Source organism: Marinobacterium lacunae (assembly GCF_000705555.1).
In the GTDB taxonomy this organism is placed as follows: domain Bacteria; phylum Pseudomonadota; class Gammaproteobacteria; order Pseudomonadales; family Balneatricaceae; genus Marinobacterium_D; species Marinobacterium_D lacunae.
On the sequence record NZ_JMQN01000047.1, the window covers coordinates 34,443 to 58,332 of the forward strand.

The following is a 23,890-nucleotide window of genomic DNA, read 5'->3' on the forward strand; positions in this document are numbered from 1 at the left end:
ATGAACGATATGACGATTGAACCGGGCACCGCGCTGACCGCGCCTTTTATCCGCCAGATGGTAGTGCAGCTGCGCGCCATGGACAGCTACGGCACCTACGACAACTGGAGTGACGAGAAAGTCCTCGACCCGATGATTCTGACCAAAGAGCGGCGCCGCGAGATTCCGGTGATAGGCGATCCCGATGAGGTTGTTGTCGCCCGTATCAAGGCTTACTACAACGCCATTGCCGTGCGGGTTGAGCAGGAGAGCGGCCTGATGGCGGTGCCGATGATCAACCTGTCCCACGAAGGGTTTGGTCGTGCACTGGTGATGGTCGGCAAGCTGGTAGTCATCGATAAGTCTTTGCGCGACGTGCATCGCTTCGGCTTTGACACGGTCGAGAAGCTGGATACCGAGGCTGAAAAGCTGGTGGCCCGGGCGCTGACGACCATCGAGAAATACCGCGCCGCCGCTGAAGACTGATACCGCTGTGAGTAGGGGGACATGATGACTGACGAAGAGCTGAAAAAACTACAGAAAGAGGCCCGCAAGGCGAAGCGTATCGCGACCGAGTACGCCTCGGCGGTCCACGATCTGGTCGAGGACAGCCTCTGGACCGACTATGCCACTCTGCCGGATCTGGCGCAGAAAACGGTCGATGCCTGTCTGGCCTGGAAATCCGCTCAAGAGAAGCTGGATTCCATACAAGGTTAATCAAGGAGCCGTGAAATGTCTGCAGAGCTTATAACAGGGCGCACCCGCGGAGGTGAGCCATGGACACCCAGTTTTATCACCGGTCTGAATCAACAGACCTGCATCGGCTGCGGCCGCTGCTACAAGGTGTGTCCGCGCGATGTGTTCGAGTTGGTTGATCGGGGCGAAGCACTCGCTGACGCCGATGATGACTACGACGATTACGATGATGACGACGAAATGAAGGTGATGGCCATTGCCAATGGCGATGACTGTATCGGCTGTGAGTCCTGTTTCCGCGTCTGTCCCAAACAGTGTCACAGCCATGAGCCGGCGGCGGCCTGAGCGTGCTGTAGTCGCTAACTGATTAGAGGAGCACTCCCATGCCAAAACCTCAGGCCCATGTATTCGTGTGCAGCCAGCAACGTCCCGAAGGACACCCGCGCGGTAGCTGCGGTGCTGTCGGTGCATCGATGGTCGCCCAGACATTTTCCGAGGAGATCGCCAAGCGGGGGCTGTTTCAGCAGTTCGCTGTCACCGCCACCGGCTGCCTTGGGCCCTGCCATTTGGGGGCCAATGTGCTGATCTACCCGGGCTCGCACCTGTACAAGGCGGTGAAGCCCGCGGATGTGAATCGTATCATCGAGGAACATCTGCTCGGCGGTAATCCGGTCGCTGAACTGCTGGCACCTGAATCCGAATGGTAAGCACAGACCGCCTTACGGATAAGCCGATGGATACAACGACCCGTAACCTTTTCGAGCGTTACCAACCGTTGCTTGAGGCCGCCTGGATGTTGGGGCGGGAAACGCTGCGCCGATCCGGCATCGACAGCGACATGCTGCCGGAGCGTGCGCAGTTCGGTTTTGAGCCCCGACAGGATCCTTTCACCGGGGAGCCGACCTTAAACGGACGCTGGGCGCCGGCAGACGGCCAGCGTCGGGCGCAGCTGGTCATCAACGCCGATGGCTCCTTGATGCTCGAGTGCGATCTGATCTGCCCGCATCCCGGTTTTGAAGGGCGATGGGCAGAGCAGATCAGTATCTGGGGCCGCTCGGCCAGTGCGCTGAAGGCTGAGGTGAGTCTACTCGAACAACTGGGGGATTAGGTTTCATGCAGTCGTCCCCTGGCGCGTCACCCGTTATTGGTTTTAAGGCTCTCATGGGAGGGGCTTTATAGTATGCGTGTGATCGTTGCGCACCTGCATGCCCTGAGTGCCCGCCTGCATTTCTGGATGGTTGATTACGACGGTCGCCCCTCGGTCTGTCTGCCTCGCCCCCTGTCCGATCTCTCTACACTTCATCACGACCACAAACCCACCCGGCCGATACCCCATCCTGCGCAGATGATCAGGCCTGTCGCTGCCCAACTAGGGCTGGCGCCCGAGCAACTCAGTGTCGCAAGCTCACAGCTCGGTTGGGTTGAACAACCCGGTGAATGGGTGCCCGTAGCGCTGTTGCGCATCAACGGAGACACGCTGCCCGATATGGCCGGTGGGCGCTTTATTACGCTGATGGAGCTGCTGCAGGTGCCGGTGACCGAGCGCCTGTTGCTGCGCAGTGCCTATGAAGCGCTGCTGGGTGACTGAAACCGCCTTTAACCTGATGTAGCAAAGGCTACACAGCCCGCCAAAGTTGTTTTCCGGATACCGACAAAAATACGCTTATAAAAACTAATGGTATTTTTATATCAATGATATTAAAGGGAAAAAATATCATTCCTCAGATGGCACCTCGCTTGCACCGGCAACAGCAAGCAACTCGATCCCGCGAGGAGGGCGCCATGATACAGCTCACAGAAAATGCAATCGGTGCAGTCAGCCGATTTATCGAAAATGCCGGCAAGCCCGTTCTGGGTTTGCGTATCCGTGTCGATGGCGGCGGCTGTTCCGGCTTCAAGTACGGCATGAAGCTGGAAGAGAGTGCGGCCGATGACGATCAGGTTTTTGACATTGGCGGCCTCAAGATTCTGGTCGACCCCGCCAGCGAGCCCCTTCTGGATAATGTCACCGTCGATTTTCTCGATGGCCTGGAGGGCAGCGGCTTCAAGTTCGAGAACCCTAACGCCACGCAAAGCTGCGGTTGTGGCAAATCGTTCGCGTGTTAAACGCCAGACCGACAGAAATCGACTGAGGAGTTGAAGCGATGTGGGACTATTCCGAAAAAGTTAAAGAACATTTCTATAACCCGAAAAATGCCGGTGCAGTCGAAGGGGCAAACGGGGTTGGCGACGTGGGTTCTATCAGCTGTGGCGACGCACTGCGCCTGACGCTGAAGGTGAATCCGGACACCGAAGTGATCGAAGACGCCGGTTTTCAGACCTTCGGTTGTGGGTCGGCCATTGCCTCATCGTCGGCGCTGACCGAGATCATCAAGGGGATGACGCTGGATCAGGCGCTTGAGGTCAGTAACCAGGATATCGCCGATTTCCTCGACGGACTGCCGCCGGAGAAGATGCATTGCTCGGTGATGGGGCGCGAGGCGCTGCAGGCGGCGGTTGCCAACTACCGCGGTGAAGTCTGGGAAGACGATCATGAAGAGGGCGCGCTTGTCTGTAAGTGCTTTGCCATCGATGAGGTGATGATCGAAGACACTATTCGCGCCAATAACCTGCACACCGTGGAGGAGGTCACCAACTACACCAAGGCCGGTGGTGGCTGCTCGTCCTGTCATGAAGGGATCGAGAATATCCTTACCCGCGTGCTGGCCGAGAAGGGTGAAACCTTCCTTGCCGGTGGCGCGGCCGTTGTTGCCAAGCCTGCGGCCAAAGCGCCCGAGGCGCCCAAAATGGGTACGCTGGCGCGTATTCGCAAGATTGAAACGGTGCTCGACTCGATCCGCCCCGCACTTCAGGCCGACAACGGCGACGTGGAGCTGATCGATGTGGATGGCAACACCATCTACGTCAACCTGACTGGGGCCTGCACCGGCTGCCAGATGGCGGCGATGACGCTGGGCGGCATACAGCAACGCCTGATCGAGGAGCTGGGCGAGTTTGTGAAAGTGATCCCGGCTCCGAAAGACGCTTTGGTAAGCATGGGGGCCTGATCATGAGCGATATCTATCTGGACAACAACGCGACCACCATGGTCGCACCGGAAGTGTTCGAAGAGATGAAGCCCTATTTTTGCGAGCAGTTCGGCAACCCGTCATCGCTGCACAATTTCGGCAACAAGGTCGGTTTTGCGTTGAAGAAGGCGCGCAAACAGATTCAGGATCTGCTCGGTGCCGAGCATGATTCCGAGATCATCTTCACCTCCTGTGGCACCGAATCCGATTCGACTGCGATTCTCTCGGCACTCAAGGCGCAGCCCGAGCGCAAGGAGATCATCACCACAGTGGTTGAGCACCCGGCGGTGCTGACTTTGTGCGAGTATCTCGAGACCGAAGGTTATACGGTGCACAAGCTGGAGGTAGACGCCAAGGGGCGCCTTGATCTGGACAAATACCAGTCGCTGCTCAGTGACAAGGTCGCCATAGTCAGTGTCATGTGGGCCAACAACGAGAGTGGCACTCTGTTCCCGGTCGAGACCATGGCGCAAATGGCTGCCGAGGCCGGTGTTCTGTTTCACACCGATGCGGTACAGGCCGTGGGAAAGATTCCGCTCAACCTGAAAGAGAGCGCGATCAGCATGTTGTCACTGTCAGGACACAAGCTGCATGCACCCAAGGGAATCGGTGTCCTTTACCTGCGCCGTGGTGTGCGTTACCGCCCGCTGCTGCGCGGCGGTCATCAGGAGCGTGGCCGCAGGGCCGGAACCGAGAACGCACCGGCTATCGTGGGGCTGGGCAAGGCTTGCGAGATGGCCGCAGAGCATATGGCGTTTGAGAATACCCAGGTCAAGGCGATGCGCGACCGGCTCGAAGAGGGGATTCTAGCCGCTGTACCGAACTGCTTCGTAACCGGCGATCCGGACAACCGCCTGCCCAATACCGCGAGCATCGCGTTCGAATATATCGAGGGTGAGGCGATTCTGTTGTTACTGAACAAGGTGGGCATCGCGGCCTCATCGGGTTCTGCCTGTACATCCGGCTCGCTGGAACCCTCTCATGTCATGCGTGCCATGGGCATCCCCTACACCGCAGCACACGGTACCGTGCGTTTCTCCTTCTCGCGTTACAACACCATGGAGGAGGTCGAGCGGGTGATCAAAGAGGTGCCCGATATCGTGGCCCGCTTGCGCAAACTTTCGCCTTACTGGGGCGAAAACGGCCCGGTGGAGAATCCGGAAGCGGCGTTTGCACCGGTCTACGCCTGAGCACACGGTGCGCGCAGATGACAAGGAGGCCGAAGGCCTCCTTTTTGCCGTTCATGTGCTAAGAATTGGGCGATCAGTGCGGCCCAACATGACGTCTATTCCAGTAAAACCTTCTGGAGGTGAAAATTTGTAACCGGGGAGAGCGTTTCAACACGAACGCTCTGTCTACACTTTTCAGTAACAGCTCGTGAATGCTGTGCAGATACGTGTGAGTTTCCACGCCCCTGTCGTCTGCGCTGTTGCCTTGTAGACGGTATGCAGGGACAGGACGTTTGGTTTTCTGCTCTGAATTTATTCAGCCCACCAAGCCAATCAGCCCACACAACCTCGACCGTGTATTGCTCGGAAGGGGGAACGGTTTTTTCCACGAAAAGAATTAGAAGGTGGAGGAACGTGCCATGGCTGAATTAACGGTCCGCTCTTTGGGCGGTCAAACCTCTGTTCTCAATGATGACGCGCTTGCCGATCTTGCCTCCGGATTGCGGGGGACTCTCATTACGCCGGCTGATGCCGACTATGAAGCGTCACGCCTGATCTGGAATGCGATGATCGACCGCAAACCGGCATTGATTGTCCGATGCACGGGCGCGGCCGATGTAATCCATACCGTAAAATTTGCGCGCCGCCACGACCTGCTGGTGTCGGTGCGCGGTGCCGGTCACAACATTGCAGGTAAATCCCTCGCCGACGAGGCGTTACTGATCGATCTGAGTGGCATGACTGCGGTACGGGTCGATCCTTTGGCGCGCATCGCCGTTGTGGGGCCCGGTGCCACGCTGGGGGATCTCGACCACGAAACTCAGGCGTTTGGGCTTGCTTGTCCTGTCGGCATTAATTCGACCACCGGTGTTGCCGGGTTGACGCTCGGTGGCGGGTTTGGCTGGATCAGCCGCAAGTTCGGGCTCACCATCGATAATCTGGTAGCGGCCGATATGGTAAGCGCCGACGGTGAACTGCTGCGCTGTGACCGGGAACACAACGCCGATCTCTATTGGGCGATTCGTGGCGGTGGCGGTAACTTCGGCATCGTCACCTCGTTTGAATTCAAGCTCCATCGGGTGGGGCCTGAAGTGGTCGCCGGTCCCGCCGTGTTTCCGTTCGAACAGGCCGGTGATGTACTGAGAGCCTACCGGGATTTCTGTACCGGCGCGCCGGATGAGTTGACCGTTTGGGGTGTCATCCGCGATGCGCCGCCGCTGCCGTTTTTACCCGCGTCGGTTCACGGCACGCGGGTTCTGATTATAGTCGGGCTTTATAACGGTGACAGGGCGGAAGGGGAAAAGGCGCTGGCCGAACTGCGTAATCTGGGTAACGAGATTGCAGACGGTTTCGGGCCCTGTCCTTTTGCGGCCTTTCAGCAGGCATTTGATCCATTGCTGACGCCGGGGGCGCGAAACTATTGGAAATCCCACAACTTCACTTCGCTCAGCGATGAGCTTATCGATACGCTGGTGGATTACGGCGCACGTCTGCCCAGTGCCCAGTCCGAGATTTTCGTCGCACAACTTGGCGGGGCGATCAACCGGATAGACCCGGCTGCGACCGCCTACCCGCATCGCGATGCGGAATTCGTCATGAATGTCCACACCCGCTGGGAGGACCCGGCTCATGACAAGGCCTGCATCGACTGGGCGCGGGACTTCTACGAAGCCACCCGTCCCATGGCCACAGGGGGCGTATACGTTAATTTCATCAGTGAGGGCGAGGATCGCATCGACGGCGCCTATGGCGCTAATTACGACCGCTTGGCAGAGGTGAAAGCGGCATATGATCCGGATAACTTCTTCCGCGAGAACCAGAATATCCGGCCAAACTGAGCGTTTTAACAGGAGAAGGAAAGGGGCCTTAATGGGCCCCTTTGTGGAATAACGTTTCGATAGAAACCGTAATCAGGGCATCTGAAGTGTGCTGTTTCCGGGTGTCAGTTCCAGACGTGTCTGATCGAAACCGGCGACTTTCACGTTCACCTTCTCAAGGCTTGGGAAGTGCTCGAACAGTTTCACCTCGGCACGGTTGAACTGCTGCGGGTTGGCGCAGAGGAAAGAGTAGGTGAAATTGAGATCCATGTGTTCGGACGTTACTGAAGGCGCGTTGCCATCCATAATCTCGGGGGCAACGCCGCGACCGGAAATGACGTGATGTTTGCCCAGGTGCACCTGACTCAGCGCGCAGCCGGCCGCTTCCGGCAGCGTGATCCAGTATGCAGGGCTGCGCATGTTGCTATCGAGTTGCCGCTCGCGGGTGTTCTCTTCAGCCGTCATGGCTTGATGTTCAAACCCCACCATATCGACGGCGGGCGCACGCAGGTAGATCACCAACTCCTGATTCCTGAACGCCAGCTGTAATGTCGCATTGCCGTGGGTATGGCTATTGATGTCGCCATCGGCGAACGCCGATGTGGCGGTCAGCATGGCAGCCAGAGAAAGCGCGATGGGGTTCGGAGAGGGCATTCTGGACTCCTTGTCTGTGTTGGGTCGGTTGAACGTGCGCCTGAGTTTGTACCCTTTATAGCATCAACTGCCCTTGTTTACCCGTTGCGATACCCGCACCGAATTGGGAGGATGGGAGGTACATACAGCTGGCCGCACACAGATATACGTATGCGGACAACCCGCCTAACGGGATATCTAACATCAAGGGATACAGACAATGGGTAAAACGGTAAACGGGCCGGACGGTGAGCCGCGCTGTAGCTGGTGCGGTGAAGTGGAGGCGTTCTTCCCCTATCACGACAGGGAGTGGGGCTTTCCCGTGGACGATGATCAGCGTCTGTTCGAGAAGCTGTGTCTGGAGAGTTTCCAGTCTGGATTGAGCTGGCGCACGATTCTGGCCAAGCGGGAGAATTTCCGCAATGCGTTTCATCAGTTCGACTTCCGCAAGGTCGCGCTATTCGATGACAGCGATATCGAACGCCTGCTGCAGGATGCCGGTATTGTCCGTCATCGGGGCAAGATTGAGGCGGTGATCAACAACGCGCGACGGGCGATCGAACTGGTCGAGCGCGAAGGTTCCATCGCGGCATTTGTCTGGCGATACGAGCCGGATCCCACCCAGCTCGGCACGCCGCAAACGCAGTCAACCTCGCCAGAGTCGATTGCCTTGTCGAAAGAGCTTAAAAAACGTGGCTGGAAGTTTGTCGGCCCGACGACGGTGTACGCTTTCATGCAGGCGATGGGGCTGGTCAATGATCATGTCGAAGGCTGTGTGACCCGCGCACAGGTGGCAAAGGCGCGGGATGGGTTCGAGCGGCCTGCCTAGCATAGCGGCATGTTTTCAAGGCGTGCCCGAATAAAGGGCGACCCACACCGAAAGCGCCAGCAATATCGCCAGCAGGCGATTGAGTCCTGCACGCTGTTTTTCGGATCTCAACACCCGGTTGCTGCCGCTGCCGATCCAAGCCCAGGCAGCAATGCAGGGGGTTGTTACCAGAAAGAAGATCAGTGCCAGCGCGAGATTATGCAGTAGAGCTGCGCCGCTTACCGGGGCAAATAGGCTGCTGACGGTCATCGCCATGAGCCACGTCTTGGGGTTGACGAACTGCATCAGCATGCCGTGCTGCCAGAGGACCGGTCGGGCTGCCATCGTAACGCCATCGGGGGCATCAACCGGCGCGTGATAGAGTTTAAATGCCATCCAGGTAAGCCAGAGCGTCCCGATTATAGCGAGCGTCAGGCGAATCTCGGGGTAGTCGAAAAGCAATCGGGCTAACCCCGTCGCCGTCAGGAACAGTATTAAGGCCGCGCCAAACGACGCGCCGATCACAAACGGCAGCGTGGCTGTGAAACCCTGTCGACTGCCGCTACTCAGTGCAAGTACATTGGTCGGCCCCGGTGTGATCGATGCAATGAAGGCGAATACCGAAAAGCTCAGATACAGGCTGCTCATGGGGACTCCAGTTAAAGGTGGTCCCTGAATTTTGCGCCTGGGTATCGGTTTAATCTGGAAGCTTTGTGCAGTGGTTGCGATAGTCGGCCGGTGTCAGGTAGTAGGCGCGCTTGAACCATCGACCGAGGTGGCTTTGGTCGGAAAAGCACAGTTCGGCGGCAACCTCTGCTGGTGGCACCCCCAATCCCAGTAACTGACGGGCACGCACGAGTCTGAGCTGAATCAGATAGGCGTGGGGCGAGAGTCCATAAGCGGCCTTGAAGGCCCGATTCAATCGAAAGCGGTCTGTGCCCAACGTCTGTGCCATGTCGCTTAACCCCACATCGTTGTATAGGTGGGCGTGCAGGAAATCACGCCCGGCGCTGGCAAGGTCAGGTCGACTGCCAGTGGCACTCGCTATACGGCGCCAACTGATATGATCGGTTAAGCGCTCAAGCATCTGATCGAGACAGGCTTCACGCACAATGCGAGGCTCCCGTTCGCTAAGCGCCAGAAAGGCCCCTGAAATGCTGCCTGCCAGCCGGTGATCGGCGGCGAGGGTTTTTTCGATATGCAGTTCATAACGATCTGGCAGCTCTTCGAAAATTCCGCGCAACTGCTGGTGAAGCCAATCGGGGGGCAGGTACAGGGCGCGGTAAGTGAACCCTTCACCCTGTGGTGACTCTCCATCATGGATCTCGCCCGGTTCGATCAAAAAGCTGTTGCCCGGGGTGCTGCGTTGCACCTGTCGCCGACAATGAAATTGCTGTAGCCCCTGTTCGGTAAAGCCAATGAGGTAGCTGTCGTGCCAGTGGGGATCATAGGCATGTTCATGGCCACCGAACCGTACACGCACGAGTTCGATGCCGGTTGGCGCATCGTGTTTAAACCTGATCCAGTTGTCCTGATTAGAGTTGCTCATGGTTTGCGTGGGGCAAAGTATGTGTCGTCATCAAGGCATTTAAGCACGTGGAGTAGGTGCTGTCTGGAATAAAAGTGCGCTCAGCGATGTGTATTAGCCCAGGCAGCAGGGGCGTGCAATTTTGTTCAAGACCTCAGTGCCAGACTCAAGCACCGTAGGCTTCTATCAGATGTAAGCGGCGTAGTGTTTATACCGCTTTGGAGTATGGAGTGGCTGCAGTGCTGAACAATAAATGTGTTTTCGTGATCGATCAGAATCTTCCGCTGGGCCTGATTGCCAATACGGCCGGCGTCCTTGCGTTGAGCATCGGGGAGGCATTTCCCGGGATCATCGGTCGGGCGCTTGAGGACAGTCAGGGTGTGTTTCACCGTGGTATTACGATGTTGCCGATACCGATACTGAAGGGGACGGCGGACTCCCTCAAGGAGATGCGCGAGGCGGTGAAGGCACATGAGCCTGAGCTGACCGTTGTCGGATTCACCAATGTGGCGCAAACCGCCAAACATTACGAAGACTACTCTGAAAAGCTTGAGAGTTACGCGCCCGAGCAGATCGAGTATCTGGGCCTTGCGCTATTCGGGCCGAAAAAGGTCGTCAACAAGTTCACCGGTAATCTCGGTTTGCTCAGATAAGAGAACCTTTCTATCCGTAATGAGTCCCAAAGGGTCAGGACTGTAGTGACACCCGAGCGCGCGTGGTAACCTTAGCGCGCTTTTAACCCTTGGAATGGCTCTGCCCGGATAGCAGGTGTATGACCTCAGAGAATCGCTCCACCGATACCCCCCTGTTCAGATTCAAGAACTCCCGAGTTTCGCTTAACGAGCTGATACTGCTCGACTTCGATGCCGAGCGCCTGCGCATCGAGTTGGAGCAGCACTCGGCCCGCCTGCCTTCGCTTTTCCAGCAGATGCCCGTGCTGCTTAATCTTGATCAGATACCGGCCGAGCGCCCTTTACCGCCGCTGCAGGAGTTGCTGGAGATCTGCCGTGGCAGCCAGCTGAATCCGATCGGCGTCAAAGGTAACGAGCGGTATGACGCCGAGCTGTGCCGGAGTTTGGGACTGGCTGATTTTGGGCAGACAACACGCGGTGAGTTGGCACGAAGTGCCGCTCAGGACACAGCTGTTTCCGAACCGACGCCAGTCGCCGATAAAACGGTCGAACCGGCGGCGGCCGAGGGTAATCGGACACGCATTCTGACCACGCCCGTGCGCTCGGGTCAGCAGGTGTACGTTCAGGGAGGTGATCTGATCGTGCTGTCTTCGGTTGGCGCCGGTGCCGAGGTGATGGCTGATGGCAATATTCACGTGTATGGGCCGTTGCGGGGGCGTGCGATGGCCGGTGTCAACGGTAATACCGATGCACGTATCTTTTGTCAAAGCCTTGAAGCTGAATTGATCTCCATTGCAGGTTATTTCAAGGCAAGCGAAGATCTGCAAAGCGATCACTGGCAGAAGCCGGCTCAGGCCTGGCTGTCCGGTACACGGTTGGATACAGCGGCTCTGTAGTGCCAGGGTTTAGTCGAATAATTTGATAATCCATATTGATGGAAACTGTTTAAATGGCTGAAATTATTGTTGTTACGTCTGGTAAAGGCGGGGTCGGAAAGACGACCAGCAGTGCGGCGATCGGCACAGGACTTGCGTTGCGCGGTCACAAGACCGTACTGGTAGACTTCGACGTAGGCCTGCGTAACCTGGATCTGATCATGGGTTGCGAGCGCCGTGTGGTGTTCGATCTGGTCAATGTGATCAATCAGGAAGCGACCCTGAATCAGGCGCTGATCAAAGACAAACGCACCGAAGGGCTGTTCATCCTGCCCGCTTCGCAGACGCGCGACAAGGATGCGCTGACAGTGGAAGGCGTTGAGCGGGTGCTCAATGAGCTGTCCGAGATGTTTGATTACATCGTGTGTGACTCTCCGGCCGGTATCGAAAAGGGTGCCCAGCTGGCGCTTTACTTCGCTGACACCGCCATTGTCGTGACCAACCCTGAAGTGAGTTCGGTCCGTGACTCCGACCGTATTCTCGGTGTCTTGCAGAGCAAGTCGCGCAAGGCCGAGCAGGGTGGTTCGATCCGTGAGCACCTGCTGCTGACCCGCTATAATCCGGCACGCGTTCAGGCTGGCGAAATGCTTAGCGTCGATGACGTTAAGGATATCCTTGCGATTCCGCTGCTGGGTGTAATTCCGGAGTCCGAGGCGGTGCTGAAGGCGTCGAACCAGGGGCAGCCGGTCGTGCTGGACAAGGACAGTGATGCAGGCCAGGCGTACCTGGATGCTATCGCGCGTTTCCTCGGTGAGGAGCGTGAGCATCGTTTTCTGGATGTGCAGCGTAAAGGGCTGCTCAGCCGCGTATTCGGACGGAAGGGCTAATGGGTATTCTCAGTTATTTCCGCACTAAAAAGCAGAGCTCGGCCAGTGTCGCCAAGGAACGTCTGCAGGTTCTGGTGGCCTATGAGCGCAACCAGCGTAATCAGCCGGACTACCTGCCGCAGATGCAGCAGGAGATTCTGGCGGTGATCGCCAAGTACGTCGATGTGTCCGTGGAAGATGTGCAGGTCAATCTGGACGAGGATTGCTCTATCCTCGAACTGAATGTGACCCTGCCGGAAGCGGTCAAGGGCTAATCGTCCTGGTCTGCGCCGGGCGGCCTAGTCGAACGACAGGTTCAGCCCCGGCGACAGGCTGGCCGGACGCACCAGCCGTTCACGCTCAAGCCCTGAAACGGGGTAGGCGCAGTAATCAGCGGCATACCAGGCGCTGGGCCTGTGATTGCCGCTGGATTTCACCCCGCCGAAGGGAGCACTGCTGCTCGCGCCGGTCAGCTGGCGGTTCCAGTTCACGATCCCTGCGCGTACGCCGTGCCAGAATCGGTCGAACTCATCGGGATCATCGCTGAACAGTCCCGCGGCCAGACCGAATCGGGTCGCGTTGGCGAGCAAAAGTGCCTGATCGAAGTCGGTGTAACGCTGGATCTGTAGCAGCGGTCCGAAGTGCTCTTCATCGGGCAGAATGTCGACGCCTGATACATCGATTAGCCCGGGGCTCAGCATCGCCTGACAGCCGTTGAGGCGTTCCATCCTGCGCAAAACCCGCCCGCCTTTTGTCTCCAGCGCCTTTTGCGCGTCTAACATATTGTCTGCCGCCGTCGCTGATATCAGGCAGCCCATGTAGGGTTGTGGGTCATCGTCGTAGTAGCCAACGGCAATCAGGCCGATGGCATCTTCCAGTGCTTCGATAAACCGGTCGCCTTGGGGGCCTTCTGGCAGGATCAGGCGTCGTGCACAGGTACAGCGTTGTCCTGCGCTCAGATAAGCCGACTGGATCGTTTCGTGAATGGCCGCGGGAAGATCGCTAATGTTGCCGATGATCAGCGGATTGTTACCACCCATCTCCAGCGCCAGAATCTTTTCGGGCTGTCCTGCAAACTGCTGATGCAGCATATGGCCTGCACGGCAGGATCCGGTGAACAACAGCCCATCGATGCCCGGATGAGAAGCCAGCGCGCGTCCGGTATCGGCACCGCCTTGAATCAGGTTGATGACACCGGCGGGCAGGCCGGCGGATAGCCAGAGCTCCAGTGTTTTTTCCGCAAAACGGGGTGTTTGTTCACTAGGCTTGAAAATGACCGTGTTGCCGGCAAGCAGGGCCGGCACGATATGCCCGTTGGGCAGGTGGCCGGGGAAGTTGTAGGGCCCGAATACAGCCAGCACACCGTGAGCGCGGTGTCGGATCATCGAGCGTGCATCGCCCACTGGCTGCTCGGTTTCACCGGCGCGAATCTCCTGTGCCTTGATCGAGATCTCGATCTTGCCGATCATTGCCGCGATCTCGGTGCGGGATTCCCAAAGCGGCTTGCCGGTCTCTTCCCCCAGGCTTTGTGCCAGTGCCTCTTTCTCCTGTTCCAGCGCTTTGGCAAAGCGGCGGCAAAGTGCTACACGCTCCTCACGGGGTGCGCGGGTCCACAGATTGAAAGCACTGCGTGCGGCGGCAATTGCATCATCGATCTGTTCTGCACTGGCGGCCTTGCCGCTCCACACCGTTATATCTCGGCCCGGATTGCGGGATTCAAAAGGATCATTTTTACCGGCTAGCCATTGGTTGTTGATCAACAGATGTCCTGACATCGGCGTCTCCATCAGCTTTCGGGGCCTTCACTGATCAGCTGGTTCATGGCTCGGTCGAGCCGTGTCATCGCTTCATGAATATCGTTGTCGGGAATAATCAAAGAGGGTGTCAGTCGTATGACGTCTGGCCCCGCCATCAGCACCATCAAACCCTGATCACGTGCTGCGTCGAGTAGTCGGCGTGCTTGTCCCTGCCAGTGGTGGGCCAGCTGGGCGCCGATCAACATGCCCCGGCCGCGGATGTCGCTGAACAGTGCGTGACGCTGATTCAGCGAGTGCAGCTCGCTGACGATAAGATCGGATTTTCGTTTTACCTCAGCCATCAGATCGACATCGTCGAGGATGTCGATGATGGCACCGGACACCGCACAGGCTAACGGGTTTCCCCCATAGGTGGTGCCGTGGCTGCCGAAGCCGAAGCTCGCGGCGATACGACGGGTGGTCAGCATGGCGCCAATCGGAAAGCCTCCCCCCAGCCCTTTGGCTGACGTCAGAATGTCCGGTATGACGCCCGAGTTCATGTAGGCGTAGAGCGCACCTGTCCGTCCGGCTCCGGTCTGGACCTCATCGAATATGAGCAGTGCCTTGTACTGATCGCATAGATTGCGAGCTGCATGCAGAAATGCCGGGTCGGCAGGGATAATGCCACCCTCGCCCAGAATGGGTTCCACCACCACCGCACAGGTGCGCTCGGAAATGGCAGATTCAAGCGAGGCGATATCGTTGTAGGGAAGGTGGGTGATACCCGCCGGCACCGGCTCATAGCCTATCCGGTATTTGGTTTGGCCGCCCACGCTGACGGTGAATAATGTACGGCCGTGAAAGCTGCCCTTGAACGATATTATCTCGTGTTTGCCGATATCGCCGCCGTGGTGGTCCCAGGCGTATTTTCTTGCCAGTTTGAACGCGGCTTCGTTGGCTTCGGCACCTGAGTTGCAAAAAAACACCTGCTCTGCGAAGGTCAGTTCGGTTAGGCGCTTTGCCAGCAGCAGTGCAGGCTCGTTGGTGTAGGCATTGCTGAGGTGCCAGAGCTTGTCAGCCTGTTCCATAAGCGCCTTGATGAGCGCCGGATGTCGATGCCCGAGCGCATTGACTGCAATGCCTCCGGCCAGGTCGATATACTCGCGGTCCTCTTGATCCCAAAGACGGGATCCTTCACCCCTTACCGGGATAACATCCGGAGGCATATAGCAGGGCACCATGACCTGATCGAAAGTTGCCCGCGTAACCTTTGCCTCGCTCATGACGCACCTCAATCGACGATTCTTATGTGTTTGAGTATGAACCTGCGTCGAGATTCGTCCAGAAACTGCAAAACTCAGTGTTTCTGAAATTGTTGCGGGTTTAACAAAACTGTCACACAAGTGATTGAGACTCAGGATAGAATTTGCCGCGCGAAACTATTACATGAGCTGAGGATTACCCCATGAAGTTCAGCAAGGAAGAGAAGGCATTTGTGATTCAGTGGATCAATCGACAGTTCGAGAAAAATCCGCTGTTCCCGTCCAAGTGCGTCGTTGAAGACAAGGATGGCACCCCCGGTGTCAGCAAGGGACATGTCAAGGCGTACAAAGGCTGGTCGAAAACCGCACCGAAGCGCTCACAGATTCAGGACTGGATTGATGAGTGGCTCAACAAAGCTGATCGCAAGGCGCTGAAAGAAGCACTGGAATCTCAGCCGAAGGTGTCCGAAGAACCTGCAGCAGAAGCTGCCGTTGAGACTTCCAAAGAGGCAGGCTGACAGCCACCGGTGGTCGCCACTAATAACGATAATAAAGGCGCCATGATTTCTCCTCTTCTCCCCATCAAAGCACACCGTCACTGTACGGTGCCGCCCCACTTTTCTTTGCCGCAGCTGGCGGTGATCTGAATCAATAGCTTTCTTTACGCGTAAATGACAAGATAACTGCTTGTTTGCTATCGCATTATCCCCCCATTCTATTTGAACGAGCCCGGTGCAAACCGAGGTTCCAGTACAGCCGTGACTCTACAGGGAGTGAAGTGTACCTATGTCCGAATATTCAGGTTTGGCGGCGAGCCCGCGCTATCGTATCGGCAAATTGATCGAAAAGACCTTGTCGGCACTGGGCATGCGATCCTTGAACGCCCAGTTCCTCTTCTCGTATCTCGTCAGTTTCGTGCTCACCCTGCTGCTCGGTGTATCTGCCTGGTATGGCCTCGACAGCCAGCAGCAGGCACTTAAGCAGACCGAACAACAGTTGCTCGAAGTGGCCCGGGATGCGGTCGGCGACGCTGAACAGGGGCCGGTCATATTGCGGCAACTGGAGGCTGCCAGTCGTGAGCGGCGTGCCGAACAGCTGGCAGAGATCGAGCAGACCAAGACCGCGGTGGTACTGCTCTCCTGTGTGTTGCTGGTGATGATGATTTTTGGCCGTGTGTTCGGTCTGACGGTGATGATGAGGCAGATTACCAACCTGAGAGATCACTTGCGCTTGCTCAGCGCTCACGATTTTTCGATCCCCATTGAAGTGGACAATAAAGACAACGAGATCGGTCAGAACTACGCGGCCTATAACGACATTGTGCTGGAGATAGGGCAGCTCGTGCACAAGGTGACCATGACATCCAGTCGGATCAACACCAGTACCGATCAGGTGGTGACAACCCTTAGCGATACCAACCGGGGCGTTTTACAGCAGCAGGCCTCTATTGAGCAGGTGGCAACAGCCATTAACGAGATGGCGGCAACGGTGCAGGAGGTGGCCCAACATGCGGCCAGCGCCGCGGGAGCGGCGGAGCAGGCCAATATCTCTGCATCCGAAGGGGAGCGTTTGATGCGTCATACGGTGAGCAGTGTCGATGAGGTCGTAAAACTGGTCGATCAGTCTGATGATGTGATCACCTCGCTCGCAGACGGCTCGCGTGAGGTCAGTCAGATCCTTCAGGTCATCACTAATATTGCCGAGCAGACTAATCTTTTGGCATTGAACGCAGCTATTGAAGCGGCCAGGGCAGGGGAGCAGGGGCGAGGTTTTGCGGTGGTGGCCGATGAGGTTCGTTCACTGGCTATGCGCACCCAGAATTCGATAGAGGAGATAAGCCAGATCGTCGAGCGCCTTGAAAAAGGTGCTCATTCAGCGGTTGAGGCGATGGATCGCTCGCGTACCGCGGCGAAGAAAACCGCCGAGGACTCGCATCAGACGCGCGAAGCGCTGGAGCAGATAGTGGCCGCAGTCGGGGTAATACTGGATATGAATACCCAGATAGCAGCGGCGTCAGAGGAGCAGAGTCAGGTTGCGCAGGATATGGAGCGTAATATCATGTATATCTCCGATCAGTCGCGCAGAACCTCCTCCTACTCTGAACAGACCGTCGATGCGACCCATCAGATCACCGAGCAGATCCACACGCTTATGGAGGAACTCGGGCACTTCAAGACCAATGTAAAAGGGCTGGATCTTGGCGCGGCTAAATCGGCACACCTGTCATGGAAGGTGCGTCTTCGCAGCTACCTCGATGGCAAGTCAACGCTAACGCTACAGGAGGCGGTGTCCCATCGGGATTGTGCTTTCGGCAAGTGGTACTACAGCGAGGGCCTTGAGCGTTATTCCGGACTGTCCGAGATGAGGGAGATCGAAACGCCGCATGAGAAACTGCATGCACTGGTGAAGGATGCCATCGCCTTGCGGGAGTCCGGCGATAAGGCAGGAGCCGAAGCCCTGTACGATCAGGTTTCTTCGATCTCCGGCCGAATTGTCGAACGGTTGAATACCATTGAGGATCGGGTGCAGGCGGGGCGGGCCTAGCCCAGTCTACGCTGCCAGAAGTTGATCGATAGCTTGCGCAGCTCCTCCGAGAGTTGCGCAAGCGCCTGAGCGGAAGACTCCGTGTTCAGGCTCTCTCTTTGGAACAGGTCGGAACTGTCCCGAATGGTGGTCACGTTCCGGCTGATCTCTTCGCTGGCCGCACTCTGCTGTTCGACGGCAGAGGCTATCTGGCTGGTACGATCACTGATGCCATCGACGCTGCTGCTGATATCCAGCAACACCTGAGCGGCTTCCTGCGCTTCTAGAACGGTTTTCTCGGCCAGTGTTTTACTTGCTTTCATTGCTGATACGGCTGCCAGAGAGTGATCGCGCAGTTGGCTCAATGTCTGCTGCACCTCTTCGGTTGAACTCTGTGCTCTCATCGCCAGGGTTCGCACTTCGTCGGCTACAACGGAAAAGCCCCGACCGAACTCACCGGCACGTGCGGCCTCTATGGCGGCGTTTAATGCCAGCAGATTGGTTTGTTCTGCAATGGTATTAACGGTTTCCATTACCTGGTTGATCCGCTCGGTGCTGCCTTCGAGCTCAGTGATGATGCCGGTGGCCCGCGCGACCTCCTCGGCCAATCGTTCTGTGCTCACGCGAGCCTGCTGCACGCGGGAGTGCCCGTCGCACGCCAGTCGATGTGAGTGCAACGAGATCGCGGCACTGCTTTGCGCATGTTCGGCCACCTCCTGAATGCAGGCACACATCTCGGTCATGGCTGTGGCGACCTGATCGGTTTCGCTCTGCTGTTGTTGCAGGCCGATGGCGCCTATTTTTACGGCTTGTGCAACGCGGTCGGCATTGGTCTTTAACTGCTCGGACGAGTCAAACAGCCGACCTGCAATCGCTTTGGCCTCGGTTTGCAGACCGGTGATGACAAATCTCAGGTGAGCGGCTTCATCGTCTCTGCCTGTGTAGATTCGGGTGGCGAGGGTATCCTCGGCGATTGTGCGACTCCAGCGAATAACCTCTGCCATACGGCGTACGCTGAGCACGCCTGCTAAACCCGTGATACCGGCCAGTGCAGCGCTAATCACCAGGATCATATGGGGTGCCAGATCCGAAAGGGCTCCGAGCAATGCCATGCCTGAGAAGAAGCTCAAGGCGGCAATGAGTAACTGGCGTTCAATGAGGCTTACCGACCCTGTGATCGAGCGGCGGACAGGTTTATTGCTGTTGATGCGGGTATAGAGCTCTTGAGCACGTGCCACCTGATCAGATGCTGGTGCGGTTCTGACCGACTGATACTCGACGATGTTGCCCTCCTCCATAACAGGGGTGACATAGGCATTGACCCAGTAGAAATCGCCGTTTTTGCAACGGTTTTTGACAATACCCATCCATGAGCGTCCGGACTTTATGCGGGTCCATAGCTGCTTGAACGCGGCAGGCGGCATGTCGGGATGGCGCACGATGTTATGGCTAGTGCCGATCAGCTCTTCGTCGTCGAAGCCACTGATATCGATAAACGAGCGGTTGACGTAGGTGATTTGCCCTTTTAGATCAGTAGTGGAGAGAATGTTGATGTCATCCGGAAGTTGAACTTCCTTGTCGGTAACCGGAAGGTTTACTTTCATGGTGCTCCCTTATTGGAATTAAAATGTGGCCGCGTGAAAGTGAAGCATATTTAAGACGCATTAAATGTAGGTGAATATTGTAGGGAAGCAAGAGGGCGTGTCGGAAAAGTGACAAAACATTTTTTGGGCACAAAAAAGGGCGCCAGTTGGCGCCCTTGCGAGGGTGATACGGTTCAGGAAAGCCGGGGCTTAATCCTTCACAACGTCCACGAAATAGCGGTCTTCGCCGTCGACTGACTCACGGACAAGGCCGTGAACGTCTGTCTCGAAACCGGGGAAGCGCGAGTTGAAGTCACGTGCGAATTTCAGGTAGCTGATGATGGTCGCGTTGAAACGCTCGCCCGGTACCAGCAGCGGGATGCCCGGCGGGTAAGGCGTAACCAGCATGGCGGTCACCCGCCCCTCGAGTTCGTCGATCGATACGCGTTCTACATCGCGGTGAGCCATCTTCGCCCACGCATCGGCAGGCGTCATCGCCGGTTCGATGTTGGACAGGTACATGTCGGTGGTGATGCGCGCGACGTTGTACTCCTTGTAGACGCTGTGGATGGCGCTGCAAAGATCGCGCAGACCGATGCGCTCGTATTGCGGATGCTTAGCTGCGAACTCTGGCATTACACGCCACATTGGCAGGTTGTGGTCGTAATCATCCTTGAACTGCTGCAGTTCCGTAACCATCGAGTTCCAGCGGCCCTTGGTGATGCCGATGGTGAACATGATGAAGAAGGAGTACAGACCGGTCTTCTCGATGATGATGCCGTGCTCAGCCAGGTATTTGCTGACGATTGCAGCGGGAATACCGTCCTCGTCAAACTCGCCGTTGAGGTTGAGTCCCGGAGTGATGATGGTCGATTTGATCGGGTCGAGCATGTTAAAGCCAGACTCGATGCGGCCGAAGCCGTGCCAGGTATCATCTTCATGGATGACCCAATCGTCACGATCGCCGACACCCTCTTCGGACTGCGGCAGCGGCCCCCACACCTTGAACCACCAGTCGTCCTTGCCGAACTCTTCGTCTGCCTTGTGCATGGCGCGTCGGAAGTCGAGTGCCTCATGCAGTGACTCTTCAACCAGTGCCTTGCCGCCAGGGGGTTCCATCATCGCTGCCGCCACGTCACAGGATGCGATGATGGCATACTGCGGGCTGGTGGAGGAGTGCATCAGGTACGACTCGTTGAAGCGGTGAGTGTCCAGCTTACGGTTGGTACCGTCCTGCACAAGGATCTGGGACGCCTGGGAGAGACCGGCGAGCAGTTTGTGCGTGGACTGGGTTGCAAATACCAGCGTTTCATCTGAGCGCGGACGGCCTTCGCCGATGGCGTGCATGTTGCGATAGAAGGGGTGGAAAGCCGCGTGCGGAAGCCATGCTTCATCGAAGTGCAGCGTATCGATGGTGTTGCCCAGCATCGACTTGATTGTTTCGACGTTGTACAGGATGCCGTCGTAGGTACTCTGAGTGATGGTCAGAATACGGGGCTTCTTGTTCTTGGCCTTGCGGGCAAAGGGGTTGGCTTCGATCTTCTTGCGAATGGTTTCCGGGTCGAACTCACTTTTCGGAATCGGGCCGATGATGCCGTAATGGTTACGCGTAGGCATCAGGAACACCGGAATCGCACCGGTCATGATGATCGAGTGCAGAATTGACTTATGGCAGTTGCGATCGACAACCACGATATCGCCCGGTGCTACCGTAGAGTGCCATACCACCTTGTTGGAGGTGGACGTACCGTTAGTGACAAAGAACAGGTGGTCGGCGTTGAAGATGCGCGCGGCGTTGGCCTCACTGGCTGATACAGGGCCGGTGTGGTCCAGCAGCTGACCGAGTTCGTCTACCGCATTACACACGTCGGCACGCAGCATGTTTTCGCCAAAGAACTGGTGAAACATCTGGCCTACAGGACTCTTAAGAAATGCAACGCCTCCTGAGTGGCCCGGGCAGTGCCAGGAATACGAAGAGTCGCTGGCGTAATCCATCAGGGCACGGAAGAACGGCGGCGCGAGGCAATCCAGATACTTGCGCGCTTCACGAATGATGTGGCGTGCGACGAACTCTGGCGTGTCCTCGAACATATGAATGAAGCCATGAAGCTCACGCAGAATATCGTTGGAAATATGGCGCGAGGTACGCGTTTCACCATAGAGGAAGATGGGGATATCGTTGTTGCGCTTGCGCACTTCAGTGATGAAGTCGCGAATCGCCTTCAGCGCGATGCTGACATCTTCATCACTACCACTGCCGAACTCTTCATCGTCAATGGAAAGGATGAAACAGGAAGCGCGGCTGGCCTGCTGGGCAAAGGAGGTCAGATCGCCGTAACTGGTGAAACCGACAACCTCCATTCCCTCTTTTCCAATCGCTTCGGCCAGATCTCGAATGCCTGAACCGGAGATGTTTTCGGAACGAAAGTCTTCGTCAATGATGACAACGGGAAAACGAAATTTCATCCACTCTGCCTGTTTGGTTGTGAGTTGAGTTTTGCCTCTGAACACAGGGACAAAAACGGACTGTAGTTTAGCAGCCAGCCGAATAAGTATAAACGCGTCTACCCATTGCGAGGTATGGACAGCGGTCTATGCTGAAAACATCGCTGTACAGAGGTCTTGCCATGAGTGTGTATCGGTTTTCGCAATCAGATCTCTTTCGTTGTCCACCGGTTTTGGCAGTGAACCGCCGGCACCGCCCAATCGCGAAGGGGATCATAAACCGTCTACTGTGACAGAACAGGGTGTACAGGCGCTATACGCTTGCTCAGCTGTATCGAGCGACATGGGCCGCGTCGGTCGGCTACGGCGAGCACTGGAGGTGCAGTGCAGGTTGTAATTTGGAGTTGTGGGGAAAAAGGGGTAAAGAATGAGTTAAAACGGCCGTTTATATACAGATCATAAAAAAGGGGTAACTCACTATGAAACGCTTTGCCTGCCTGGTCAGTGCGATGTTGCTGGGCACTTCATCCTCGACCTTTGCCGCGTCCTCAATTGCGAATCCTCCGTTTTTCAAAGGTCAGGTTGTTGTCGAGGGTACGCCCGATGAGTTTCCCTCGCACGAGGTGATCAAGTTTCTGCCGCTGTCGGGGTTGACGGTACTGGCGGTGGAACCGGGGAGAGAGATGGCCGCGTTGATCAAGCAGCGCAAGCAGGGCCGCAAGGCGATGCTGAACCTGAAGGCCACTGCGTTTGCAGTCAACGACCCCTTTTTTAACGGTTATCAGTGGAATATCGACACTATCCAGGCCCAGCAAGCCTGGGGTGCAAATGCCACAGGCGCAAGCGTGACGGTCGCCGTGCTCGACACGGGCCTGGCCTCTGGCGGCTCGGACGGCATCGGCTGTGTCGTGCCCGGCTACAACACCATCAAACAGTCCGGTGATACGTCCGATGGCAATGGACACGGTACGCATGTCAGTGGCACGGTCGCGCAGACAACCAATAATGGTGTGGGCACAGCGGGTGTTGCCTACGATGCGTGCGTGATGCCGGTCAAGGTGCTCGACGATAGGGGATCAGGCAGCTTTGCCGACATTGCCGAAGGTATTTATTGGGCCGTCGATAATGGTGCCCAGGTGATCAATATGAGTCTGGGCGTAAGTGCCGACTATGGCGTGACCTCTGACGAAGTCATGGACGCAGCACTCAACTACGCCTACGCACAGGATGTGACGGTGGTCGTCGCCGCAGGTAATGACGGCAATCCGAATCTGGTGTCCTATCCTGCTATTTACGGCACCACCATCGCGGTCGGTGCAACCGGTTGGGACAACGGTATCGCACCTTATTCCAACGGCGGTACGGGGCTCACGCTGGTCGCTCCGGGCGGCAATACCTCACAAGACCTCAATAGCGATGGCTATGGTGATGGTATCTTGCAGGAGACGAAATACCGCAATCGCTGGGGCTATTACTTCTTTCAGGGAACGTCGATGGCCTCTCCGCATGTAGCCGCAGCTGCCGCGCTGTTGCTGTCTCATGACGGCACCCTGCGGCCTGACGATGTGAAAGGCCTGTTGGCCGGTACAGCGAAAGACCTGGGTGCTACTGGCTACGATGCCGTATACGGTGATGGCCTGATTCAGGTGTACGATGCCATCACCTCGTCAGGAAGCGGGACCTCCAGCAATCGTGTACCGGTCGCGCGTATTATCGATGTTCAGTGTGCCGATTTGACGTGCGACTTCGACGCATCGGGCTCCTATGATCCGGACGGGGGTGCGCTAACCTACAGCTGGAGCTTTGGAGACGGTGCCTCTGCCGAGGGTGAAGTCACCTCGCACGGGTACTTGGCAGCCGGTACTTACGATGTGGTGCTGACCGTTCAGGATGTGCAGGGGGCCAGCAGTACGGACAGCATGATGGTTTCGGTTTCGACAGCCTCTGCCGCCTGTACCGATGCTGACGGTGACGGCTTCTGCTCGGTGGAAACCGGGGGCGATGACTGTGATGACCAAAACCCCAATGTCTATCCCGGACATGCCGACAAGGACAAGGGGCGCTGGAATGACGGCCTCGATAATGATTGTAACGGCGTTATAGACGGTTAATTCTGTGCCGCGATCTACCAGGCCCCGGGCGGTGAATGGCGAGTATTCACCGCCCGGGGCTTTTTTCTTTAAGAGCCTTACAGGGTGGATTGCTCTGCTGGAAACATCCGCTGCGCGCCATGCTGAATAGAGTGTCATACATGCGTGACAGAACAGTAG

25 protein-coding genes are annotated in these 23,890 nt (G+C 56.9%); 18 read left to right on the forward strand and 7 right to left on the reverse strand.

Going from position 1 to position 23,890, the window contains the following annotated elements; translation table 11 throughout:
* The 10 genes from ADIMK_RS15425 to ADIMK_RS15470 all read left to right on the forward strand — a co-directional run bounded on the left by ADIMK_RS15425 (position 1) and on the right by ADIMK_RS15470 (position 6,750).
* Positions 1–465 (forward strand): NifX-associated nitrogen fixation protein, encoded by a 465-nt coding sequence (locus tag ADIMK_RS15425; protein ID WP_051693003.1) that lies wholly within the window; start codon positions 1–3, stop codon positions 463–465.
* Positions 466–489: 24 nt separating this feature from the next.
* Entirely contained in the window at positions 490–696 is a 207-nt protein-coding gene (locus ADIMK_RS15430) for a CCE_0567 family metalloprotein (RefSeq protein ID WP_036190086.1), read from the forward strand.
* A gap of 15 nt (positions 697–711) precedes the next feature.
* Positions 712–1,020, forward strand: coding sequence for a ferredoxin III, nif-specific (gene fdxB / locus ADIMK_RS15435; protein WP_036190088.1), 309 nt, complete (start codon positions 712–714; stop codon positions 1,018–1,020).
* A gap of 38 nt (positions 1,021–1,058) precedes the next feature.
* A complete protein-coding gene (locus ADIMK_RS15440; RefSeq protein ID WP_036190090.1) occupies positions 1,059–1,382 on the forward strand; it encodes a (2Fe-2S) ferredoxin domain-containing protein in 324 nt (107 codons plus the stop codon).
* Positions 1,383–1,408: 26 nt separating this feature from the next.
* Positions 1,409–1,783, forward strand: a complete 375-nt coding sequence (locus tag ADIMK_RS21435; protein WP_051693004.1) for a hypothetical protein — start codon at positions 1,409–1,411, stop codon at positions 1,781–1,783.
* A gap of 72 nt (positions 1,784–1,855) precedes the next feature.
* Positions 1,856–2,263, forward strand: a complete 408-nt coding sequence (locus ADIMK_RS15450) for a hypothetical protein (protein WP_036190092.1) — start codon at positions 1,856–1,858, stop codon at positions 2,261–2,263.
* A 194-nt stretch (positions 2,264–2,457) separates the two neighbouring features.
* Entirely contained in the window at positions 2,458–2,781 is a 324-nt protein-coding gene (locus tag ADIMK_RS15455) for a HesB/IscA family protein (RefSeq protein ID WP_036190094.1), read from the forward strand.
* Between the two features lie 38 nt (positions 2,782–2,819).
* Complete coding sequence (gene nifU / locus ADIMK_RS15460) at positions 2,820–3,722, forward strand: Fe-S cluster assembly protein NifU (RefSeq protein WP_036190096.1); 903 nt, start codon at positions 2,820–2,822, stop codon at positions 3,720–3,722.
* A 2-nt stretch (positions 3,723–3,724) separates the two neighbouring features.
* Positions 3,725–4,933 carry a cysteine desulfurase NifS gene (gene nifS / locus ADIMK_RS15465; RefSeq protein WP_036190098.1) on the forward strand — a complete coding sequence of 403 codons (1,209 nt, stop codon included), beginning with the start codon at positions 3,725–3,727 and terminating at the stop codon, positions 4,931–4,933.
* A 398-nt stretch (positions 4,934–5,331) separates the two neighbouring features.
* Entirely contained in the window at positions 5,332–6,750 is a 1,419-nt protein-coding gene (locus ADIMK_RS15470) for an FAD-binding oxidoreductase (RefSeq protein WP_051693005.1), read from the forward strand.
* A gap of 72 nt (positions 6,751–6,822) precedes the next feature.
* On the opposite strand, the gene ADIMK_RS15475 is transcribed toward ADIMK_RS15470, so the two are convergent.
* Positions 6,823–7,383, reverse strand: coding sequence for a ZrgA family zinc uptake protein (locus ADIMK_RS15475; protein WP_036190100.1), 561 nt, complete (start codon positions 7,381–7,383; stop codon positions 6,823–6,825).
* Positions 7,384–7,582: 199 nt separating this feature from the next.
* Here ADIMK_RS15475 and ADIMK_RS15480 point away from each other — a divergent pair, with 199 nt between their 5' ends.
* Entirely contained in the window at positions 7,583–8,191 is a 609-nt protein-coding gene (locus tag ADIMK_RS15480) for a DNA-3-methyladenine glycosylase I (protein WP_036190101.1), read from the forward strand.
* A gap of 15 nt (positions 8,192–8,206) precedes the next feature.
* Here the strand turns inward: ADIMK_RS15480 and ADIMK_RS15485 are convergent, their stop codons facing one another.
* Both ADIMK_RS15485 and ADIMK_RS15490 read right to left on the reverse strand, forming a co-directional pair.
* Positions 8,207–8,818, reverse strand: a complete 612-nt coding sequence (locus tag ADIMK_RS15485; RefSeq protein ID WP_036190104.1) for a LysE family translocator — start codon at positions 8,816–8,818, stop codon at positions 8,207–8,209.
* A 49-nt stretch (positions 8,819–8,867) separates the two neighbouring features.
* Positions 8,868–9,719 (reverse strand): AraC family transcriptional regulator, encoded by an 852-nt coding sequence (locus ADIMK_RS15490; protein WP_036190106.1) that lies wholly within the window; start codon positions 9,717–9,719, stop codon positions 8,868–8,870.
* 218 nt (positions 9,720–9,937) lie between these two features.
* Between ADIMK_RS15490 and ADIMK_RS15495 the strand changes: the two genes are divergently transcribed.
* From ADIMK_RS15495 to minE, 4 genes are all read left to right on the forward strand, one after another.
* Entirely contained in the window at positions 9,938–10,351 is a 414-nt protein-coding gene (locus ADIMK_RS15495; RefSeq protein WP_036190108.1) for a DUF2000 domain-containing protein, read from the forward strand.
* Between the two features lie 119 nt (positions 10,352–10,470).
* Complete coding sequence (minC, locus tag ADIMK_RS15500) at positions 10,471–11,226, forward strand: septum site-determining protein MinC (RefSeq protein ID WP_036190109.1); 756 nt, start codon at positions 10,471–10,473, stop codon at positions 11,224–11,226.
* A gap of 53 nt (positions 11,227–11,279) precedes the next feature.
* Positions 11,280–12,092 carry a septum site-determining protein MinD gene (gene minD / locus ADIMK_RS15505; RefSeq protein WP_036190111.1) on the forward strand — a complete coding sequence of 271 codons (813 nt, stop codon included), beginning with the start codon at positions 11,280–11,282 and terminating at the stop codon, positions 12,090–12,092.
* On the forward strand, positions 12,092–12,346 hold the full coding sequence (minE, locus tag ADIMK_RS15510) for a cell division topological specificity factor MinE (protein WP_036190113.1): 255 nt from the start codon (positions 12,092–12,094) through the stop codon (positions 12,344–12,346). Before minD ends, minE begins: the two co-directional genes overlap by 1 nt.
* A gap of 24 nt (positions 12,347–12,370) precedes the next feature.
* Here the strand turns inward: minE and astD are convergent, their stop codons facing one another.
* Both astD and ADIMK_RS15520 read right to left on the reverse strand, forming a co-directional pair.
* Entirely contained in the window at positions 12,371–13,846 is a 1,476-nt protein-coding gene (astD, locus tag ADIMK_RS15515; protein WP_036190115.1) for a succinylglutamate-semialdehyde dehydrogenase, read from the reverse strand.
* Positions 13,847–13,857: 11 nt separating this feature from the next.
* On the reverse strand, positions 13,858–15,090 hold the full coding sequence (locus ADIMK_RS15520) for an aspartate aminotransferase family protein (RefSeq protein WP_036190116.1): 1,233 nt from the start codon (positions 15,088–15,090) through the stop codon (positions 13,858–13,860).
* 182 nt (positions 15,091–15,272) lie between these two features.
* Here ADIMK_RS15520 and ADIMK_RS15525 point away from each other — a divergent pair, with 182 nt between their 5' ends.
* Together ADIMK_RS15525 and ADIMK_RS21440 are read left to right on the forward strand one after the other, a co-directional pair.
* Positions 15,273–15,587, forward strand: a complete 315-nt coding sequence (locus tag ADIMK_RS15525; protein WP_036190117.1) for a hypothetical protein — start codon at positions 15,273–15,275, stop codon at positions 15,585–15,587.
* Positions 15,588–15,855: 268 nt separating this feature from the next.
* Positions 15,856–17,613 (forward strand): methyl-accepting chemotaxis protein, encoded by a 1,758-nt coding sequence (locus ADIMK_RS21440; RefSeq protein WP_051693006.1) that lies wholly within the window; start codon positions 15,856–15,858, stop codon positions 17,611–17,613.
* Here the strand turns inward: ADIMK_RS21440 and ADIMK_RS15535 are convergent.
* The gene (locus ADIMK_RS15535) at positions 17,610–19,196 is read right to left on the reverse strand and encodes a methyl-accepting chemotaxis protein (RefSeq protein WP_036190118.1); all 1,587 of its coding nucleotides are present in this window, start codon (positions 19,194–19,196) and stop codon (positions 17,610–17,612) included. The two genes, ADIMK_RS21440 and ADIMK_RS15535, sit on opposite strands and share 4 nt — an antisense overlap.
* A 189-nt stretch (positions 19,197–19,385) precedes the next feature.
* Entirely contained in the window at positions 19,386–21,641 is a 2,256-nt protein-coding gene (locus tag ADIMK_RS15540; RefSeq protein WP_036190119.1) for an arginine/lysine/ornithine decarboxylase, read from the reverse strand.
* 458 nt (positions 21,642–22,099) lie between these two features.
* On the opposite strand from ADIMK_RS15540, the gene ADIMK_RS15545 reads away from it, so the two are divergent.
* Positions 22,100–23,731 carry a S8 family serine peptidase gene (locus ADIMK_RS15545; RefSeq protein WP_051693007.1) on the forward strand — a complete coding sequence of 544 codons (1,632 nt, stop codon included), beginning with the start codon at positions 22,100–22,102 and terminating at the stop codon, positions 23,729–23,731.
* Positions 23,732–23,890: the final 159 nt, after the last annotated feature.

Coding starts and splice junctions, on each gene's coding strand:
- ADIMK_RS15475 (WP_036190100.1), bottom strand. CDS start 7,383: ATGCCCTCTCCGAACCCCATCGCGCTTTCTCTGGCTGCCATGCTGACC.
- astD (WP_036190115.1), bottom strand. CDS start 13,846: ATGTCAGGACATCTGTTGATCAACAACCAATGGCTAGCCGGTAAAAAT.
- ADIMK_RS21435 (WP_051693004.1), top strand. CDS start 1,409: ATGGATACAACGACCCGTAACCTTTTCGAGCGTTACCAACCGTTGCTT.
- ADIMK_RS15540 (WP_036190119.1), bottom strand. CDS start 21,641: ATGAAATTTCGTTTTCCCGTTGTCATCATTGACGAAGACTTTCGTTCC.
- minC (WP_036190109.1), top strand. CDS start 10,471: ATGACCTCAGAGAATCGCTCCACCGATACCCCCCTGTTCAGATTCAAG.
- ADIMK_RS15535 (WP_036190118.1), bottom strand. CDS start 19,196: ATGAAAGTAAACCTTCCGGTTACCGACAAGGAAGTTCAACTTCCGGAT.
- ADIMK_RS21440 (WP_051693006.1), top strand. CDS start 15,856: ATGTCCGAATATTCAGGTTTGGCGGCGAGCCCGCGCTATCGTATCGGC.
- ADIMK_RS15490 (WP_036190106.1), bottom strand. CDS start 9,719: ATGAGCAACTCTAATCAGGACAACTGGATCAGGTTTAAACACGATGCG.
- ADIMK_RS15450 (WP_036190092.1), top strand. CDS start 1,856: ATGCGTGTGATCGTTGCGCACCTGCATGCCCTGAGTGCCCGCCTGCAT.
- ADIMK_RS15485 (WP_036190104.1), bottom strand. CDS start 8,818: ATGAGCAGCCTGTATCTGAGCTTTTCGGTATTCGCCTTCATTGCATCG.
- ADIMK_RS15455 (WP_036190094.1), top strand. CDS start 2,458: ATGATACAGCTCACAGAAAATGCAATCGGTGCAGTCAGCCGATTTATC.
- ADIMK_RS15440 (WP_036190090.1), top strand. CDS start 1,059: ATGCCAAAACCTCAGGCCCATGTATTCGTGTGCAGCCAGCAACGTCCC.
- minE (WP_036190113.1), top strand. CDS start 12,092: ATGGGTATTCTCAGTTATTTCCGCACTAAAAAGCAGAGCTCGGCCAGT.
- nifU (WP_036190096.1), top strand. CDS start 2,820: ATGTGGGACTATTCCGAAAAAGTTAAAGAACATTTCTATAACCCGAAA.
- ADIMK_RS15520 (WP_036190116.1), bottom strand. CDS start 15,090: ATGAGCGAGGCAAAGGTTACGCGGGCAACTTTCGATCAGGTCATGGTG.
- ADIMK_RS15470 (WP_051693005.1), top strand. CDS start 5,332: ATGGCTGAATTAACGGTCCGCTCTTTGGGCGGTCAAACCTCTGTTCTC.
- ADIMK_RS15480 (WP_036190101.1), top strand. CDS start 7,583: ATGGGTAAAACGGTAAACGGGCCGGACGGTGAGCCGCGCTGTAGCTGG.
- minD (WP_036190111.1), top strand. CDS start 11,280: ATGGCTGAAATTATTGTTGTTACGTCTGGTAAAGGCGGGGTCGGAAAG.
- ADIMK_RS15545 (WP_051693007.1), top strand. CDS start 22,100: ATGAAACGCTTTGCCTGCCTGGTCAGTGCGATGTTGCTGGGCACTTCA.
- ADIMK_RS15425 (WP_051693003.1), top strand. CDS start 1: ATGAACGATATGACGATTGAACCGGGCACCGCGCTGACCGCGCCTTTT.
- fdxB (WP_036190088.1), top strand. CDS start 712: ATGTCTGCAGAGCTTATAACAGGGCGCACCCGCGGAGGTGAGCCATGG.
- nifS (WP_036190098.1), top strand. CDS start 3,725: ATGAGCGATATCTATCTGGACAACAACGCGACCACCATGGTCGCACCG.
- ADIMK_RS15430 (WP_036190086.1), top strand. CDS start 490: ATGACTGACGAAGAGCTGAAAAAACTACAGAAAGAGGCCCGCAAGGCG.
- ADIMK_RS15525 (WP_036190117.1), top strand. CDS start 15,273: ATGAAGTTCAGCAAGGAAGAGAAGGCATTTGTGATTCAGTGGATCAAT.